General features: G+C 55.6%; 17 protein-coding genes. 6 read left to right on the forward strand and 11 right to left on the reverse strand.

Features of this window, described 5'->3' with window-relative positions; translation table 11 throughout:
* The first annotated feature begins 539 nt into the window (after positions 1–539).
* Positions 540–956 (forward strand): Arm DNA-binding domain-containing protein, encoded by a 417-nt coding sequence (locus CTR2_RS07830; protein WP_087085909.1) that lies wholly within the window; start codon positions 540–542, stop codon positions 954–956.
* 415 nt (positions 957–1371) lie between these two features.
* Here the strand turns inward: CTR2_RS07830 and CTR2_RS07835 are convergent, their stop codons facing one another.
* Complete coding sequence (locus CTR2_RS07835; protein WP_087085908.1) at positions 1372–2055, reverse strand: Crp/Fnr family transcriptional regulator; 684 nt, start codon at positions 2053–2055, stop codon at positions 1372–1374.
* Between the two features lie 164 nt (positions 2056–2219).
* Here CTR2_RS07835 and CTR2_RS07840 point away from each other — a divergent pair, with 164 nt between their 5' ends.
* Genes CTR2_RS07840 through CTR2_RS07855 form a run of 4 tightly spaced genes read left to right on the forward strand, consistent with a single transcriptional unit; the run spans position 2220 to position 5635 of the window.
* Entirely contained in the window at positions 2220–3149 is a 930-nt protein-coding gene (locus CTR2_RS07840; protein ID WP_254913513.1) for an ABC transporter substrate-binding protein, read from the forward strand.
* 11 nt (positions 3150–3160) lie between these two features.
* The gene (locus tag CTR2_RS07845) at positions 3161–3961 is read left to right on the forward strand and encodes an ABC transporter ATP-binding protein (protein ID WP_087085906.1); all 801 of its coding nucleotides are present in this window, start codon (positions 3161–3163) and stop codon (positions 3959–3961) included.
* Entirely contained in the window at positions 3951–4706 is a 756-nt protein-coding gene (locus tag CTR2_RS07850) for an ABC transporter permease (RefSeq protein WP_087085905.1), read from the forward strand. The genes CTR2_RS07845 and CTR2_RS07850 overlap by 11 nt, the downstream gene beginning before the upstream one ends.
* A gap of 44 nt (positions 4707–4750) precedes the next feature.
* Entirely contained in the window at positions 4751–5635 is an 885-nt protein-coding gene (locus CTR2_RS07855) for a TauD/TfdA dioxygenase family protein (RefSeq protein WP_087085904.1), read from the forward strand.
* 20 nt (positions 5636–5655) lie between these two features.
* On the opposite strand, the gene CTR2_RS07860 is transcribed toward CTR2_RS07855, so the two are convergent.
* The 7 genes from CTR2_RS07860 to CTR2_RS07890 all read right to left on the reverse strand — a co-directional run bounded on the left by CTR2_RS07860 (position 5656) and on the right by CTR2_RS07890 (position 11257).
* Positions 5656–5934 carry a hypothetical protein gene (locus CTR2_RS07860; protein WP_176391779.1) on the reverse strand — a complete coding sequence of 93 codons (279 nt, stop codon included), beginning with the start codon at positions 5932–5934 and terminating at the stop codon, positions 5656–5658.
* Positions 5935–5944: 10 nt separating this feature from the next.
* Positions 5945–6142: a hypothetical protein gene (locus CTR2_RS07865; RefSeq protein WP_087085903.1), complete on the reverse strand. Its 198-nt coding sequence runs from the start codon at positions 6140–6142 to the stop codon at positions 5945–5947.
* A gap of 220 nt (positions 6143–6362) precedes the next feature.
* Complete coding sequence (locus tag CTR2_RS07870) at positions 6363–7274, reverse strand: NAD-dependent epimerase/dehydratase family protein (protein ID WP_087085902.1); 912 nt, start codon at positions 7272–7274, stop codon at positions 6363–6365.
* Positions 7275–7310: 36 nt separating this feature from the next.
* Positions 7311–8192 (reverse strand): SDR family NAD(P)-dependent oxidoreductase, encoded by an 882-nt coding sequence (locus tag CTR2_RS07875; RefSeq protein WP_087085901.1) that lies wholly within the window; start codon positions 8190–8192, stop codon positions 7311–7313.
* Positions 8193–8840: 648 nt separating this feature from the next.
* On the reverse strand, positions 8841–9089 hold the full coding sequence (locus CTR2_RS07880; RefSeq protein ID WP_087085899.1) for a hypothetical protein: 249 nt from the start codon (positions 9087–9089) through the stop codon (positions 8841–8843).
* A gap of 198 nt (positions 9090–9287) precedes the next feature.
* A complete protein-coding gene (locus tag CTR2_RS07885; protein WP_087085898.1) occupies positions 9288–10490 on the reverse strand; it encodes a GGDEF domain-containing protein in 1203 nt (400 codons plus the stop codon).
* Between the two features lie 593 nt (positions 10491–11083).
* Positions 11084–11257 carry a hypothetical protein gene (locus CTR2_RS07890; RefSeq protein ID WP_087085897.1) on the reverse strand — a complete coding sequence of 58 codons (174 nt, stop codon included), beginning with the start codon at positions 11255–11257 and terminating at the stop codon, positions 11084–11086.
* 526 nt (positions 11258–11783) lie between these two features.
* On the opposite strand from CTR2_RS07890, the gene CTR2_RS07895 reads away from it, so the two are divergent.
* Positions 11784–12215, forward strand: coding sequence for a hypothetical protein (locus CTR2_RS07895; RefSeq protein WP_254913528.1), 432 nt, complete (start codon positions 11784–11786; stop codon positions 12213–12215).
* An 18-nt stretch (positions 12216–12233) separates the two neighbouring features.
* On the opposite strand, the gene CTR2_RS07900 is transcribed toward CTR2_RS07895, so the two are convergent.
* The 3 genes from CTR2_RS07900 to CTR2_RS07910 all read right to left on the reverse strand — a co-directional run bounded on the left by CTR2_RS07900 (position 12234) and on the right by CTR2_RS07910 (position 14224).
* Positions 12234–12413, reverse strand: coding sequence for a hypothetical protein (locus CTR2_RS07900; RefSeq protein WP_310223612.1), 180 nt, complete (start codon positions 12411–12413; stop codon positions 12234–12236).
* Positions 12414–13049: 636 nt separating this feature from the next.
* Positions 13050–13340, reverse strand: a complete 291-nt coding sequence (locus CTR2_RS07905; RefSeq protein ID WP_087085895.1) for a hypothetical protein — start codon at positions 13338–13340, stop codon at positions 13050–13052.
* A complete protein-coding gene (locus CTR2_RS07910) occupies positions 13337–14224 on the reverse strand; it encodes an SPFH domain-containing protein (protein WP_238707791.1) in 888 nt (295 codons plus the stop codon). Before CTR2_RS07910 ends, CTR2_RS07905 begins: the two co-directional genes overlap by 4 nt.
* Positions 14225–14263: the final 39 nt, after the last annotated feature.

The raw sequence follows: 14263 nt of genomic DNA on the forward strand, positions 1-14263 counted from the left end.
AGAAGGAGGACTTTCGAGAGATCGCTTACAAGATCTCCTCACTTAGCTAAGGCATTTTGGGTTGCAAGAATGTGCGCAGCTCACTTTCTTCATCTTAAGCATGTGCAATAATCCGTGAGGAGGATCATTTCCCAAGTTGTTCAAAGACGTCCAACCTTAAACAAGGTAAAACGGGGGAATAACATGGGGAACAGCTGGACGAAAAAATCTTCAAAGTCTTGATTTCATGAGGTTTTGAAGAGATGATTCGATAGACGCCAGCCCACCATTCACCCATCCAAAGGGGTTCAATGAAGTTCATTGAACCCCTTTTTCTTTGGTAAATCAAAGACTTGCCTTCCGCAATCGTCCGCCAAGGTTCGCGGGCATCCGAGGCAGAGTGGGGGGTACAACTCGCCAAAAGCCTATACTTTGGCTAAGTTGTACCTCCACTTTCAGCCCAAACCCAGCAACCATGCGGCTTGGCGGCCCATGCGTTGTACCCCCACCCTGGGGCCGAGAGCGGGAATTTGTACCCCCACCTAGGAAGGCTGTACCCCATGCTGACCGATGCCCACTGCCGCAACGCCATCTGCCCACCTGATCGCAAGCAGGCGCGCTTCACCGATGCTGGCGGGCTGTACCTGCAAGTCAGCCCCGGCGGCTCCAAGCGCTGGTTCTACAAGTACCGTACTGACGGAAAAGAAAAGCAGCTTGCTTTGGGCAGTTACCCCGCCGTAGGGCTGACCGCAGCCCGCAAAGCGCGTGATGTTGCCAAGATGCAACGTGCGCAGGGCAGCGACCCTATCGAGGCCCGCAAGCTGGAGAAGCTCAACGGCGGGCCTTCTCACGGTCCATTGCTTCAGTATAAAAAGACTCCTATGCAGCGATTGCTGCACCTCGTAGCCGCATCGCGATCTATCGATCGACGCTTCATAACGGCCATCCGAGCATTGATGCCGACGACTGTCCACTGACGGGTTTTAGGTGAGCAGTGGACAGTGGCCGCCAGTTGCGGGTCGATAGGCTGCTGGAAGTCCGCTTTCACTGCTCATGAACAGGTGCTGCCGACCCATTGCAGCCGTTCATACCCCATGAAGCAGCGGTTGCTTTGCGCCCTTTGCAGCCTTGCGATCTGGCCTGCTCATGCGTCCCATGCCGTGGTAGGTGTTTTTCGCCGAATTGGTTACGCCGGGATGCCATGAACTGAGAGATGTTGACTCGGTGATCTGATAGCTATGCGCCAAGCCTACTGTTTGTCCCCATCCTCGTATATCGCCGAGCCATGGCGTGCTGCCAGCCCGACTTGCCTTCGGAAACCCACTCTGCAATTCATACTGAACTTTCATGAAGAGCACCGGTTTAAATGAAGCCTGCAGATGATGGACTTTCTCAGGGTTGTGTGCCGCAGAGAATCTCAATCCTGCGATAACCCAGGCGAATCTTCTGTTGCGCTTGAAGTTCGCGCAGCTCGACGTTGACTTTTTGGCGAGATGCTCCAACGGCATGCGCGAGATCACCTTGAGAGATGAGAAGCGCGATATTGCCGTGAACAGGCTTTCCGTTTTCCGCTGCTATGCGCTGCAACGTCGCCCAAACTCTCGCATTGAGAGTCTCCTCCGCCCTGATAAAGATCATGTCGAACAGTTCGTTCACGCGTAGGCTTAGTGCACGAGCAACGGCCAAAGATGCCAGAGCATCGCTTGCCAAAACCTCGAGCAAGGGCTGACTTGGCAAGATTAGAAGTTCGACGTCTCCGGCTGCGACAAGGTCTACCGGCACAGGCGCATTTCCCAACACCGAACTAAAACCGCTGATTTCGCCTGCTTCCATCCAGCGCGTAAATTGCTCGGCCCCTCCTGCGGTGTAGCCCACAGAGCGCAGACGTCCTGACAGCACAACCAGCACATGATGTGCAGAGTCACCTCTTTTCTGTACGAGTTGGCCATCGTGAAACGTTCGCTTGATGCCAATGGCACGAAGCCGCTGCCTAGAGGGCTCAGGGACGTTCGCCAGCCAATCCACGCGGTAACGATCACCCGATAGAAGCCTAGGGAAGTCGAGCTTGGTGTTCATCCGAACATTGTCACCTGAGGCGCAATTCAATTGGCTGGTCGATTTTTAAATCCGTTTGCGTACCGATTGTCGTAACGCTCTCTCCAACGGAAGGGATTCCCATGATTCGAAAAAAATTGATCGCTCTCGCTATAGCTTCCGTATCGGTGCTATCCACTTCGGCTATGGCTCAGTCCACCGTCTTGCGCATACAGGACTATCCAGGCTTGGGCAACTTTCTAGTTCGTGTCGCCACAGCGAATGGTCTCTGCGCAAAGCATGCCATCACCTGCGAATTGCGCAGCATTCCGCAGGCTCCGTTAGCGATGCAGACACTGCTGGCAGGAGATCTCGACGTCGCATTTACGCCTCCGGAGGTTCTTGTCCAGGCAGTGAACAAGGGAGCTGCAGTCAAAGCGATTGGCAGCGGAGCTCGCGGGCCCACATTCTTCCTCATGGCGGGAGCTGGCTTGGATACGCCCAATGCGGCCAAAGGTTATCCAACGGTAATGCAGGATTTCAAAGGCAAGAAAATCGGTGTTACAGCAAGAGGCAGCGCAGCCGAGTTCCAGTTGGTGAGCCTGCTCAAGGGTGCAGGCATGTCTGCCCAGGACGTCACGATTGTTGCGGTCGGCTCACCCAACACAGCCTTTCCTGCGATCTCGCAGAAGCAGATTGATGGACTGATGCTTTTCACCCCGATGGATGGCTTTTGCGAAGTGTCGAAGGTCTGCCGGATGGTGGTTGATCCTCGCAAGGGGCAAGGTCCCAGTGATGTCCTGGAGACCAACGGAGCCTCGATGCTGCAAGTCGTGCGCGATGAATTTCTTCAGAAAAACTCTAAGGCGATAGAGGGGTACCGAAGGGCCATGATTGAAGCGAGTGAGTTTGCGCAGAACCCCGCAAACTTTGCGGCGCTGCTCAAGATTGCGCAAGACACCTTCAAGATCAATGTTCCTAATGGAGACCAGATTCTTGAGGTGTCGCTGCGTAACTCTTTGCCCTCTTTGCAATTTCCTGTAGACCCCAAGGCCTTCCAGGATACAGCGAGGTATATGCAGCGTACAGGCCAGATCAGCAAGGTGGTGGACACCTCTACGCTGCTGGTGCAGTAAGCGGAGGCGATATGTCCATTCCCAACGCTCTTGCCTCCAGAGAGCCTGCGGTTGCCGTAGGTGGCCTGCATTTGAGCTTCGGCGGCAACAAGCCGGTTCTGGCGGACATCTCTCTGAATATTGCCGAAGGAGAATTTGTCTCTCTCGTTGGCCCAAGCGGCTGCGGCAAGACAACCTTGCTAAATCTGTGTGCGGGCCTGGTCGAACACACGGGTTCCGGATCCATCAAGGTGATGGGTAGCCCTCCACGATGCGGCAATCCCCAAATCGGCTACATGCTCGCGCGCGATAGCCTCTTGCCATGGTGTTCCGCCTTGGAAAACGCCGCCTTTGGCTCAAAGGTCAGAGGGCAAACCAAGGAGCAAAGCCTTGAACGCGCACGAAAAATGCTCGCCGAGGTAGGCCTTGCGGAGCATGCCAGTGCATTGCCGAAGGCGCTTTCACACGGCATGCGTCAGCGTACCGCGCTCGCACGGACATTTGCACTGGATGCACCGTTGCTCTTGATGGATGAGCCATTTGGAGCACTTGATGCGCAAACCAAGTTGCAGCTTCAAGATTTGCTTCTGCGTCTCTGTCATCAGCACCGACAAACGGCTTTGTTCGTAACTCACGATTTGGCAGAGGCTGTGGCCGTTTCCGATCGTGTGATCGTGATGTCGTCCCGGCCAGGACGCATCATTGCTGACGTGCCGATTGACCTACCTCGACCTCGCTCAATTCGTGAATTGCAAAAGTCGACACGTTTCCACGAACTCTATGCGACTCTCTGGTCGCAGCTTGAATCGGGGTGGGTACACCATGAAGGCTAATCGACTGCAGTGGGTGCTCTGGCACATCGTTTTCATAGCCTTAATGCTGGGATTTGCCGAGATCGCTGCTTCGCGTAAATGGGCTGATCCGACATTTTTTGGCCAACCAAGTGGAGTGCTGGCCTACCTTTGGGAAAACGTAAAAACAGCAAAGTTTTGGAGCGACCTAGGCTGGACGCTGACAGCGGTAGCAGCGTCTTTTGTGCTGGGCAGCCTGGCCGCATTCGCCGTTGGACTCATTTGTGTTCGCTGGCCTGCGATTGAGAGATTCGCTGACCCCTACTTCAACGCGCTCAATGTGATGCCACGCATTGCTCTGGCTCCGTTGTTCATCCTGTGGTTCGGCCTTGGAATAGGCAGCAAGATTGCCGTTGGCTGTTCGCTTACCTTTTTCATCGTTCTCTCTGCGACTGTGGCTGGCATCCGCGGGGTGAGCCAGGACCACTTGACGTTATGCAAGACCTTGGGGGCGAAAGCCGGCACAACGTTCTTCGAGGTCACTTTGCCTGGTGCGGTTCCTGTGATCTTTTCAGGCCTCAGGCTGGGGTTGATCTATGCCCTGCTTGGAGTTGTCGGCACCGAAATCATCGCAAGCGAAAAGGGCCTGGGTCAAACCTTGGCCTATCTCGGCTCCACCTTCGATATCAATGGCGTTATGGCTCTCCTGCTGGTACTCGCATTGCTAGGGGTTGGCATCGTGCGCTTCATGACCTGGCTCGAAAAACGACTGCTGCACTGGCAGTAAGCAGTTCCCTCACTACCACCTGCTATCCCTGAAAGGCATTGAACATGGCTAATACCACACCCATGGAGTTGATCGATATTGCTAGCCGCTACAAGCACATACGGCCGGTCCCCAGAATGCCGAACTTCGCGGCTTGGATCGAACGCGTTGACCTCACGAAGCCTCTTACTGATGAAGTTAAGGCTGAACTTCGCCAGGCGTTGTTCGACTTCGAGGTCATCTTCTTTAAGCCGCAAACAATCACACCAGAGCAACACATTGCATTGGGGCAGGTATTTGGACCAATCTCAAATGGCTCCTATTTCGACCGCAACGCGAATGCTCCCGAGATGGAAATGATCGTGTCCGACCGCGACCGGCCGCCTGCCATCGACAACTGGCATACAGACATCAGCTGGAAGCTCACCCCCCCATTGGGAACAGCGATACAGATCACCGTGACTCCTCCAGCTGGTGGAAACACTTGCTGGAGCAGCACCAGCAAAGCTTTTGAATGGCTATCCCCCGGCATGCAGCAGTACTTGGAGGGGTTGAGTGCCGTGCACACCTGGGAGCAATCAGGCTTTCGTGAATACCTTGGAAAAAAGGGGGATGAAGCGCTTATCGCTGCAATCAAGGCGGGCAAGCCTGTCACACATCCTGTGGTCCGAGTGAATCCTGACTCAGGCCGTAAATGCATATTCGTGAATGCCGACTTCACCCGAAACATCATTGGAATCGACCGCCATGAAGCTCGTGGGGTCCTTCACTTTCTGCTTGGCTGGCTACAGAGACCAGAGTTCATGGTGCATCACCAGTGGGAAGCTGGCGGCATTGCGATATGGGATAACCGGAGCACGCAGCACTACGCCGTCGCGGATTACTGGCCCCATCACCGGGTAAACCAACGAGTCACCTTCGATACACCGTCTTCATTGGTGGGCTCCTAGGTTCAAGCTGCCTGAACTAGTCAGCACGGGCATCCGAGAAAGTCGTCCATGCGCTCGATGCCCTCGGTAATGGCGTCTTGCTCGCTGATGCCCTGCAGGCGTTCCACGCGTACTCCAGTGATTTCCAGCCAAATGCGCGCCGCCTTCTTCGGCATCAGCAGACAAGGCGTGTATTTGACTCCGGAGGCTTTGTCGCTGCCGTCTTGGTAGTCGGCTGCATAGACCAGCTCTTCGTTGCCGCAGATAGTGGGAACGCGCGCGAATGTCTCGCGTACATAGATGCGCTCACCGTTGGTCAAAAGGCCAGCGCTACTCCTTCGCTGAGTCGGTTAGCGCATCGATGCGGTCGTCTGGAAGCCAAAGGTGGCGGTCGCCGCAGTAGGCTGCATTCACCATGCCTTGGTACAGGGCTGGCTGTGGCTTCACCAGTCGGCGCGTCTGTGTCTTCTGGCCGCTCAGGATGGCGTGCACCAGGGGCGCCTTGAACATCAAGCCGCGCTCTTTCATGAAGGCTCCAAAAGAGAAAACCCGCCGAGTGGCGGGTGTGTGTGGGGTGGACGTGGATTTCAGCGACTACTAGGATCGATGGGTGGTGATGCCATAAGCCATGCGCGAGATTGGACTGGGGTGCGATCCTTCTGGGCTGATGGGGCGTTGTTGCATTGACGGGAAGCCCCTGTAGTGCAACAACGGCTGGCTACACCCTGTTTTGCTATGTTTTTAGCGATCAGGCCGCTTGCAACTGGCCTGTCAGTACCTGGTCTACGGCTTCCTGCACGGCTCGGGTCACGTCGCCGCGGCGGTACTGCAGACGGGGATCAGCTTCATAGCGCACCGGCGTGCCACGACCGGCCGACAGAACTTCGTCTGGCAGCATGGGGTGGCTTTGATCCAGCGCGGGCACCACGGTGTCGCTCCCCAGGCTTTTGAAGAACAGTGTGAAGAACTCGGCAAAGCTCAGGTTTTCATCGCCCACCAGATAGGCCTGGCCCGATTCGCCATGTTCCAGAGCCGCAGCCACGGCTTCGGACAGCGACTGGGTGGACATGAAGTTGGTGCCTCCCGTGGGCCCGAAGATCGGCATATCGCCCATCTTGCCCTGTGCGTAGGCGGTGTAGGCCTCAAAAATAGGACTGGGCAAACCGGGCACAGCACCCACCATGAAGGGCGCGTTCAGGCTGCAGACTTCAAAGCCTGGCGCGGCTAGTGCGCGTGCGCCCGTGCAAGCCAGATAGCGAGAGCGCACATAGGGATCGCTTTCGGTCAGCTCGGGGGCCACATGCGGGTAGAAGCTGCCGATCAGCACGGCTTTACGGATGCCTGCTTCGCGGGCCAGCGCAAAGAAGCGGGGCAGGGCCTCGCCATTGGCGTGCAGCCAGTGGGCGGGAGCGTCGGCCTCGGGTGGCACATGGCGGATGTCATTGCCTGCGGCAAAGACCATGGCGTCAAAGCCTTGTAGATCTTCCTTGCGCGCGTTGCCCGCCACAAAGTCTATGGACACAAAAGGCAGCTGGGCCATGGGCGTGGCTGCTGGCGCAGGCCTGCGTGCGGCGATGGTGACCTGATGGCCCAGGGATTGCAGATAAAGCGCGGCGTGGCCGCCCAGCAGGCCGGTGCCGCCAACGATCAGAATATTCATGAATTGTCCTGTGTGAAATCAACGAGAGAAAAGTGCTCAGGCGGGCTGGGCCTCGGGCCGCAGCTGTGCGGGCGCGCCCTGGCTGGCGTCGATAAAGCCGTTGCCAGTAATGACGGGGATGGTGGTCCAGGCGCCGCTGGGGTCGCGCATCCAGCCGCCTGCTGCCATGGCGCCGCCATCGACGGTGAGCGTGGTGCCGGTCACCCACGCTGCCAGCGGGCTGGCCAGGTACAGGGCTGCTCCTGCGCAGTCTTGTGGCTGGCCAAACCGGCCAAGCGGAATCCAGCGCGGAATATGGTGTTTGTTGGCATCGGGTATGGCCAGGCTGACGGGCACTTGCCTGGTTTCGGTGGTCTCCAGAGCAATCTCGTTGGCGCGAATGCCTTCGGGCGCTAGCTCCAGCGCCAGCGTGCGGGTAAAGCCACCCACCGCCGCCTTGAAGGCCGCATAGATGGCGCAGGTTGGTGCGCCACGCAGCCCTTCGATCGAGGACAGGCTGATGATGCTCGCGCCTGCACCCTGCTTGCGCAGCAGCGGCAGCATGGCGCGCGTGACATCAAAGATATGTCGCAGGTTGAGGCTGTAGAGGCGGTCAATTTCCTCGTCGCTGAACTGCTCGAACGGCTTGGAAACTAGATAGTCGCCTACGTTGTTGACCAGCACATCTAGACCGCCAAAGCGCTGCTCAATGGTGTCTGCCATTCGCGCCACGTCGGCGCGGCGTGTGACATCGGCCTGCACCACCAGCGCTTCGACCCCGGCTTGCTGCAGCTGATTGCGCACTTCATCGGCAAGTTCGGGCTTGATCTCTGCCACCACCACGCGTGCGCCTGCTGCGCCAAACGCCTCGGCGGTGGCACGCCCGATGCCGGAGCCGCCCCCGGTTACCAGTACCGTTTTCCGTGTGAAATCAATCATCTGCACTCCTTGCAATAGCTTGTTGTATGAACGGTGAAACACTCGGTTCATGATGGAGAGCAGGTCTGTGCAAGGCATACCTTGTTTAGACGATGTGCTGCTTAACCTCTGCCAAGAGTGCTTGGCAAGTGATTGATTTTTATGATTTTGGGGAAGTGGAACGTCTGGTTTATCCCTACGGCGTTGTTGCGTAAATCGCCTGCTGGCCTCGGACATCCATCTTCATCTTGGGAGGTGCGACTGAGGCCATGCCACTCCTTCCAGTGAATAGCCAAAAGTTCAACGAGGCTCATCCCTGCTGCGCTCCTTCCTTGGCTGCTGCCTTTTTCGTGTAGTTGAGGTTTAACAACAGCAGCAGGCCCCACCAAGAGTGACCACCAGCGCCTAAAGCCATAGCACCAAGAACAAGCGCAGCTGTCGCAATGACGGTCACGCAGTTTTCAATTTTCCATCCTTGTATCACTCACCCCCTTGCGCTGCCTGGGTTGTGCGCTGTGCTGCCTTGCGAGCGCGTTCGACTCGTCGCCCACGCGCTTGGTATTTCATGTGCCTCACCACCTCTGCGCCGCCGATCACGGCGAGCGTGATGACGGATGCCATGAACAAGATGCAAACAATGGATACGACAACGAAACAAGTCTCCATGGCTTACTCCGCCTTTGCTGCCGCGATAGCGGTGCGGTGTTCTGCATCACGCTCGGACTGCATCTTGAAAGTCAACTCGCGCACCAGTGACCAGTTATTCAGCACGTAGTTGCCAAATGCGGTGATGCTGTATTGGCCGAATCCATGGTTTTGAAGGCAGCCGAAGAGCGCCAAGCGTGTCACTGCGCCTTTGCCGATGTCATAGCTCTGGTCACCGTCAGCGGTTTCATCGAAACGCTCCAGCGCGGCCATGTCGAGGGCCTGAAGCCATTGCGCATCCCGCGCGTCTGCCTGCGCCTGGGGTGCTGCTTCTGAGGCTTTCTGCAGTTTCCACAGCGCTTCGTCAAAGATGATGCGCAGCGGGATTGTGGATATCCGTCAAGCTGGCAAGGTCCGTTCAGTGGCTGGCGTTAGGTTGGGCAATTGAATGGCTCTTGTTATCTGAGCCTTTTAAGCGGCAGGTCTGCTCCACAGCTGATGATTCTCTACAGATATGTCTGGATAGGAAACTCCTGATACGTGAACCCGATCACGCCCCGCATTCTTGGCTTGGTAAAGGAGTCGATCGGCTTCCTTCATGGCTTGCTCAAACTGGAAGGACCTGGTGATCAATGAAATTCCGAAGCTCATGGTCAATTTGGGGCCAGTTGGAAGAACGGTATTTCTTGACCCGAGATCACGCTGGATTCGCTGCGCAATGAGTTCCGCATCTCCCAGCGTTATGTCTGCCAATAGCAGCACAAACTCTTCGCCACCGAACCGAGCAACCAGATCGTGCTCTCGCACATTGTTTTGCAGAGTTGAGGCAACCAGTTGCAGCACCATATCGCCACGCTCGTGCCCCCAGGTGTCGTTGATGCGTTTGAAATGGTCTATGTCGCAGGCCAGCACTGCCATGGGATAGCGTCTCATGTCGGCGAGACGCTTCTGGGCATGTTCTTGAAAAGACCGGCGATTCAGGATCAGCGTTAGCGCATCCATGTCTCGTTCCATGCGCAGCTTGCCGACTGTTTCCTTCACGGCAATCGCGGCCATCACCACGGTGAAGAGCAGCGAGAAATTCAGAATGCTCAGCAGCGTCAGGATCCAATAGGGTGACCTTGGCAGGGCTCGCAAATCCGTGTATCCCAGCAGCCAGATCAAGGCGGGTCGAGTGAGGGTGTAGGCGGTGAAGAGGATGCTCAGCCAGAGCAGCGATTTATCGAGCCAGTCAAATGAGTTTTTCTTCGAGCGGACCTGCAGGATGGGGAGCAGTAAAACAAGGCTGGAACCCACGCTGAAAGAGCTCACCCGAGCCCAGACATTGGGTTCGATCTGGCTGAATTGATAGAGCGCAGCCAGGGTGACTATGGCAATGAGCAATGCAACTTGTGGTTGGGTCGATACACGCCAGCGTTCTGCCCAGCTTCTGGCAAGACACCACGCACTCAGCAGATAGCAGCTGCCGATCAGTAGTGCATAGCGATTCAGCTCCTCCGGGGTAAGTAGAGTCTGTGCTCCGAGAGTCAGAGCAGTGAGTGAATAGGCGCAAGCTTGCCAAAGCAGAAAGCGCTGGGACCGTTGGACAAGCCAGGCAACGATCAATATGGCAGCCAGAACCAGTATCGCCAGCGAAGGCGTCAGAACCAGGATAAGGTCGTTATTCGTGAACATCTGACCATCGCCTCCTCGATCAAAGATCGACACGGAGCTGCATTGCCTGTTCCTGGATTGCAAAGCGACAGCCTTCGGCAGCTATTCGTACATCTTGGTGTGCGGCATCAAAAGCTATTGCAATGTCCAATGCCAGATCTGTGTCATCCGGATTCGAATTTGGAGAAGTAGACGCAGTCGATACTCATTTCCAAAAAAAAATAAAACCCATTGCTGTTGTGTCTTCGGAAGGATGTCAGGCAACTATTTACTTGACCTATTGCTATTCCTTCGAGGCTTTTCGTTGAGGCATTTTGTGGGGGCCATTGGGCGCTCCTGTGTCGCGCGGTGTTTGGCAGACATCGGCCAGCTCACGAGTGACCTGCAACGCATGCCGGAGAATACGCAGCGCAGGGTCGGATGGGGGAAGAATCGCGATGCGCAAGCGGTCAGTGATGTTGAGCATGGTGTTGGGACTGGTAGCTGTAGGCTGGGCTCTATGGCGGGCTAATGGCGACGAAGCGCGCGGCGAGTTCGATCCGGAGGAAGAGGTGCACGCAGCTTACTCAACCATGTCGATTCACGCCTTGGAAGTGATAAACGACAAAGTCAGCTCATCTCTGGTTTGGCCAGATGCCCAAGGGCGGCTGTGGGTGCTGCAGCAGTATGGCGCTGATCGTGTTTCGCGGCGCGGGCTGGACGGCAGCTGGGTTACCGTCGTTGTCTCCATCCATCTTGGTCCCGGGGAAGCTGCGTATGAAGAAGGTTGCCTCTTCACATGAAGCCATCTGAGAGCAATGGGGGCGCCCATCACACTGGTATTTCGGCTTGCTGGGGTTGAGGCTGCGGCCCACGTCAATGTCACGAGCGCGCGGCTCGTTGATGAGGAGCTGAATTGCTGCGGCTTGCTGCTGCCGCGCCTGATAGGTTGCGTAGACCTTTCAGGCTCCAATAGCAATCAGTGCATAAATGATCAATCGAAACAAGGTAGTGCCCTCTCATATCTGAATAGAGGGAATCCTAGACCTTGTGGTCAAGAGACACATCTCAGGGTCAAGGGCGCTCGTAGGTGACCAGCTCAAGCATGGCGGAAACCTGCTGCTGCAAAGCATGTTGCAGCGCCTTCCCTGATATATGCAATGCGATAAATGTTCATGTTCTTGAAAATTGAGTCTCCAAAAATAACCTTCTGATTGCGGGTAGTGGTTTCTCACTAAGAAATGAAATAATTCGACCGGATTGGCTTTAGAGAATGATCCGGGTGCTATCAAAATGAGATGGTGGAGTCGAGTTTTTAAGTAAGCGTTAGAGGTCATGAGAACTAAAGCTATAGCAGTTGGTATCGCGGCTATTTGCGCTACTTCACTTGCTTCGGACTGCTTCGGGCAAAACTCAAATGTTGTCGCCAGTGAAGTCAATAGAGCAGCTTCAGAATCGTTGAAGATTTATCGAAGACATGGCATGGCGGGGCTGAAGGGGACTGTGTCGGAATGCTGGCAACAGCCGCGTGATTTCTGCCTTTACCTTGACGTGGCATCACAGCGAATTGCCGCAACCGCGAATCGCAGTGGCACTGCTGTTGACAAGTATTTCTTCACATCCACAGCGATGGAGCGGGCCCATGGCTGGCTGTCGCTGAATACGCGAAGTGTCAAGGCCAATGTTCAGTATTTGCAGGCTGTAGAGCAAATAATGGACAGCCTCTTGAGCTCCCATCAGGAAAAAATGATCCACAGCGGTCAATAGTTCTGGTAGGTGCCTCCTTCAGACACTGCTCCATTTATCGTCCAACCACTCGGCATGCGTGCCCAGGCAGACGAGCTCGTCGCGCAGGCTCTGGGTGAAGCCTTGTGGCTCATCGGCTAGGGCATCTGGCACGGCCGCCAGGCCAGTCTTCGCGCAGATAGCAACGAGCAAGATCAGGCCCTCAAGTCGCTTTGTCATGGTTTTGCTTCGTAGCGCTTATACGGAAAGTGCGAGTAGCTATCAGTATTGGTGGCCGCTCGCCTCACATCGGCCATGCATCTGGTGTGAGCGTCATCACCACGACCGCTCCGACTAGGCAGAAGAGGCCGAAGTCGGTTTGCGCCCATTACGCAGCGACCAGCAATTTGTCGAAGGGGAAATGCATGGGGTCTCCTCTAGGTAAAGAAAAAGCCCGCGAGCGGTTGCTGCGGGCTTGAATAAAGAGCCGGTGACCTTTCGGGTCGTGTCTGGGGAGGGGTCAGAAGGGGGGAGGAGCAAACCCCAGGCCCGGCGTAACAGGTGGATTGCGTCGAATTCTGCATGACGCTTTTGACGCAAACAAGACGAATTCTGCTTACCTAAAAGTGGTGATGCTCCATCTGTGCGTGACCACTGTTGCCACGACGCGGCTGCCGCGCCGTGCTCCTAATCGACGTCAGCCCAGGCGAATTCCTGAACTGCCGCACTTGCTTAAGTGGTCGCACCAGATGGCTCCGCTAAAGCCTTGCGTGGAAAGGCTCATGTATGCCTGCATGCTGGCTATACGCTCACATCTCGAGATCTCAGTGCACAAAAAAGCCACCGGTAGGTGGCTTTGCTGGTGATTAGATAGGGCTACTGCTTGAAGTCCAGTCCTTGTTTGACGGCATCTCGCATACGCTGGTCCCGCTCATCCCCGGACATTGGTTTGCTATTGCGATCCTCGATTCTGGCCTCAGACTCGGTGAAGGTCGGCGGTTCCGAGCGTGTAACCTGCCCTTTGGGCATGTATGAAGGCTGAGCCTGGAAGTAGAGAAATAGGGTGACAGCAGTGGCTGCAGCAACCCATAGCTTACGAAGCTTCCAGCTCAAGCCAAGGCCTATGGCGGCGATCAAGAGTGGGATCAGGTTGATGAGCAGGGTCATTTGCCAATGTTAACCATTGGAACGGCATCGCCCAGGGAGGTGGTGGGGAGCTGGCCATTCCACTTTTCAATCCAGGCGCGCTCATTTTCCAGCTTGCGCAGTTGCAGCACTCGCGCATCGACGGATTGAGCCAGTACGGACTGAGACATGGCTTCGGTTTCTGCCTTTTCCTTGTCAATCGCACGTTGCAGACGAGCTTCCTGCAATTCGCGCTCTAACTGCGCCTTGGAGATGGCCAGCTGCGCTTCTTCCTTTTGGATAGCTTCGCGTCGTTCAGCAGCGGACTCCTGAGCATCTGTAATGATCTTTGGATATCGCAGGTTGGTAATACCAACAAAGCGCACCGAGAAAGGTGTAAGCGCTTCAATGGCTTTGCCCAGCTGTACGCGCAAGTCAGAGTTGATTTTCTCGTTGCTTGAGGCGATTTCACTGATCGACAGTTTGCTCAAATATTCGCGTACCTCGGCTTGGATAATCTGGCTGGCATAGGTGCGGTACACCTGCTCATTGGCAATCGTGGACACATAGTCCGAAACCTCTTTTGGCGCGACAGCATTAAAAAGCTCTGCCGTCTTTTTGGAGTTGATGCTCAAGGTTGCGCGAATGGTCACATCCAGGTTGAGCTTGTCTTCGGGGATAAAGATGCTCATGGACTCTTCATAGGCCTTGTCAGACACATCCAGCAAGACTAGTCGATCACAGTAGGCCCAGCACTTGCCCAGACGGAACTTGGAGGTTGGGATCAGGTTGTCCTGATAGCCATCTTTGGTCATGATCTTGCCAACGTGCGCAGGCGGAACCTCCACTTTTTGACCGCATGCTGCTAATACAAAGGCAGCAGCTACCGCTGCCAAACTGGTCTTGTGTTTCTTCAATAACTTCAAATCGAGCCGCCTCCTTCGCAGCTATAAAGGTGAGATTGA

It is taken from the genome of Comamonas thiooxydans (assembly GCF_002157685.2).
Lineage (GTDB): Bacteria > Pseudomonadota > Gammaproteobacteria > Burkholderiales > Burkholderiaceae_C > Comamonas > Comamonas testosteroni_H.

Excerpts from the sequence above, each read along its gene's own strand:
- CTR2_RS07830 (WP_087085909.1), top strand. The coding sequence starts at position 540 with ATGCTGACCGATGCCCACTGCCGCAACGCCATCTGCCCACCTGATCGC.
- CTR2_RS07835 (WP_087085908.1), bottom strand. The coding sequence starts at position 2,055 with ATGAACACCAAGCTCGACTTCCCTAGGCTTCTATCGGGTGATCGTTAC.
- CTR2_RS07840 (WP_254913513.1), top strand. The coding sequence starts at position 2,220 with ATGGCTCAGTCCACCGTCTTGCGCATACAGGACTATCCAGGCTTGGGC.
- CTR2_RS07845 (WP_087085906.1), top strand. The coding sequence starts at position 3,161 with ATGTCCATTCCCAACGCTCTTGCCTCCAGAGAGCCTGCGGTTGCCGTA.
- CTR2_RS07850 (WP_087085905.1), top strand. The coding sequence starts at position 3,951 with ATGAAGGCTAATCGACTGCAGTGGGTGCTCTGGCACATCGTTTTCATA.
- CTR2_RS07855 (WP_087085904.1), top strand. The coding sequence starts at position 4,751 with ATGGCTAATACCACACCCATGGAGTTGATCGATATTGCTAGCCGCTAC.
- CTR2_RS07865 (WP_087085903.1), bottom strand. The coding sequence starts at position 6,142 with ATGAAAGAGCGCGGCTTGATGTTCAAGGCGCCCCTGGTGCACGCCATC.
- CTR2_RS07870 (WP_087085902.1), bottom strand. The coding sequence starts at position 7,274 with ATGAATATTCTGATCGTTGGCGGCACCGGCCTGCTGGGCGGCCACGCC.
- CTR2_RS07875 (WP_087085901.1), bottom strand. The coding sequence starts at position 8,192 with ATGATTGATTTCACACGGAAAACGGTACTGGTAACCGGGGGCGGCTCC.
- CTR2_RS07880 (WP_087085899.1), bottom strand. The coding sequence starts at position 9,089 with ATGGCCGCGCTGGAGCGTTTCGATGAAACCGCTGACGGTGACCAGAGC.
- CTR2_RS07885 (WP_087085898.1), bottom strand. The coding sequence starts at position 10,490 with ATGTTCACGAATAACGACCTTATCCTGGTTCTGACGCCTTCGCTGGCG.
- CTR2_RS07890 (WP_087085897.1), bottom strand. The coding sequence starts at position 11,257 with ATGGCTTCATGTGAAGAGGCAACCTTCTTCATACGCAGCTTCCCCGGG.
- CTR2_RS07895 (WP_254913528.1), top strand. The coding sequence starts at position 11,784 with ATGAGAACTAAAGCTATAGCAGTTGGTATCGCGGCTATTTGCGCTACT.
- CTR2_RS07900 (WP_310223612.1), bottom strand. The coding sequence starts at position 12,413 with ATGACAAAGCGACTTGAGGGCCTGATCTTGCTCGTTGCTATCTGCGCG.
- CTR2_RS07905 (WP_087085895.1), bottom strand. The coding sequence starts at position 13,340 with ATGACCCTGCTCATCAACCTGATCCCACTCTTGATCGCCGCCATAGGC.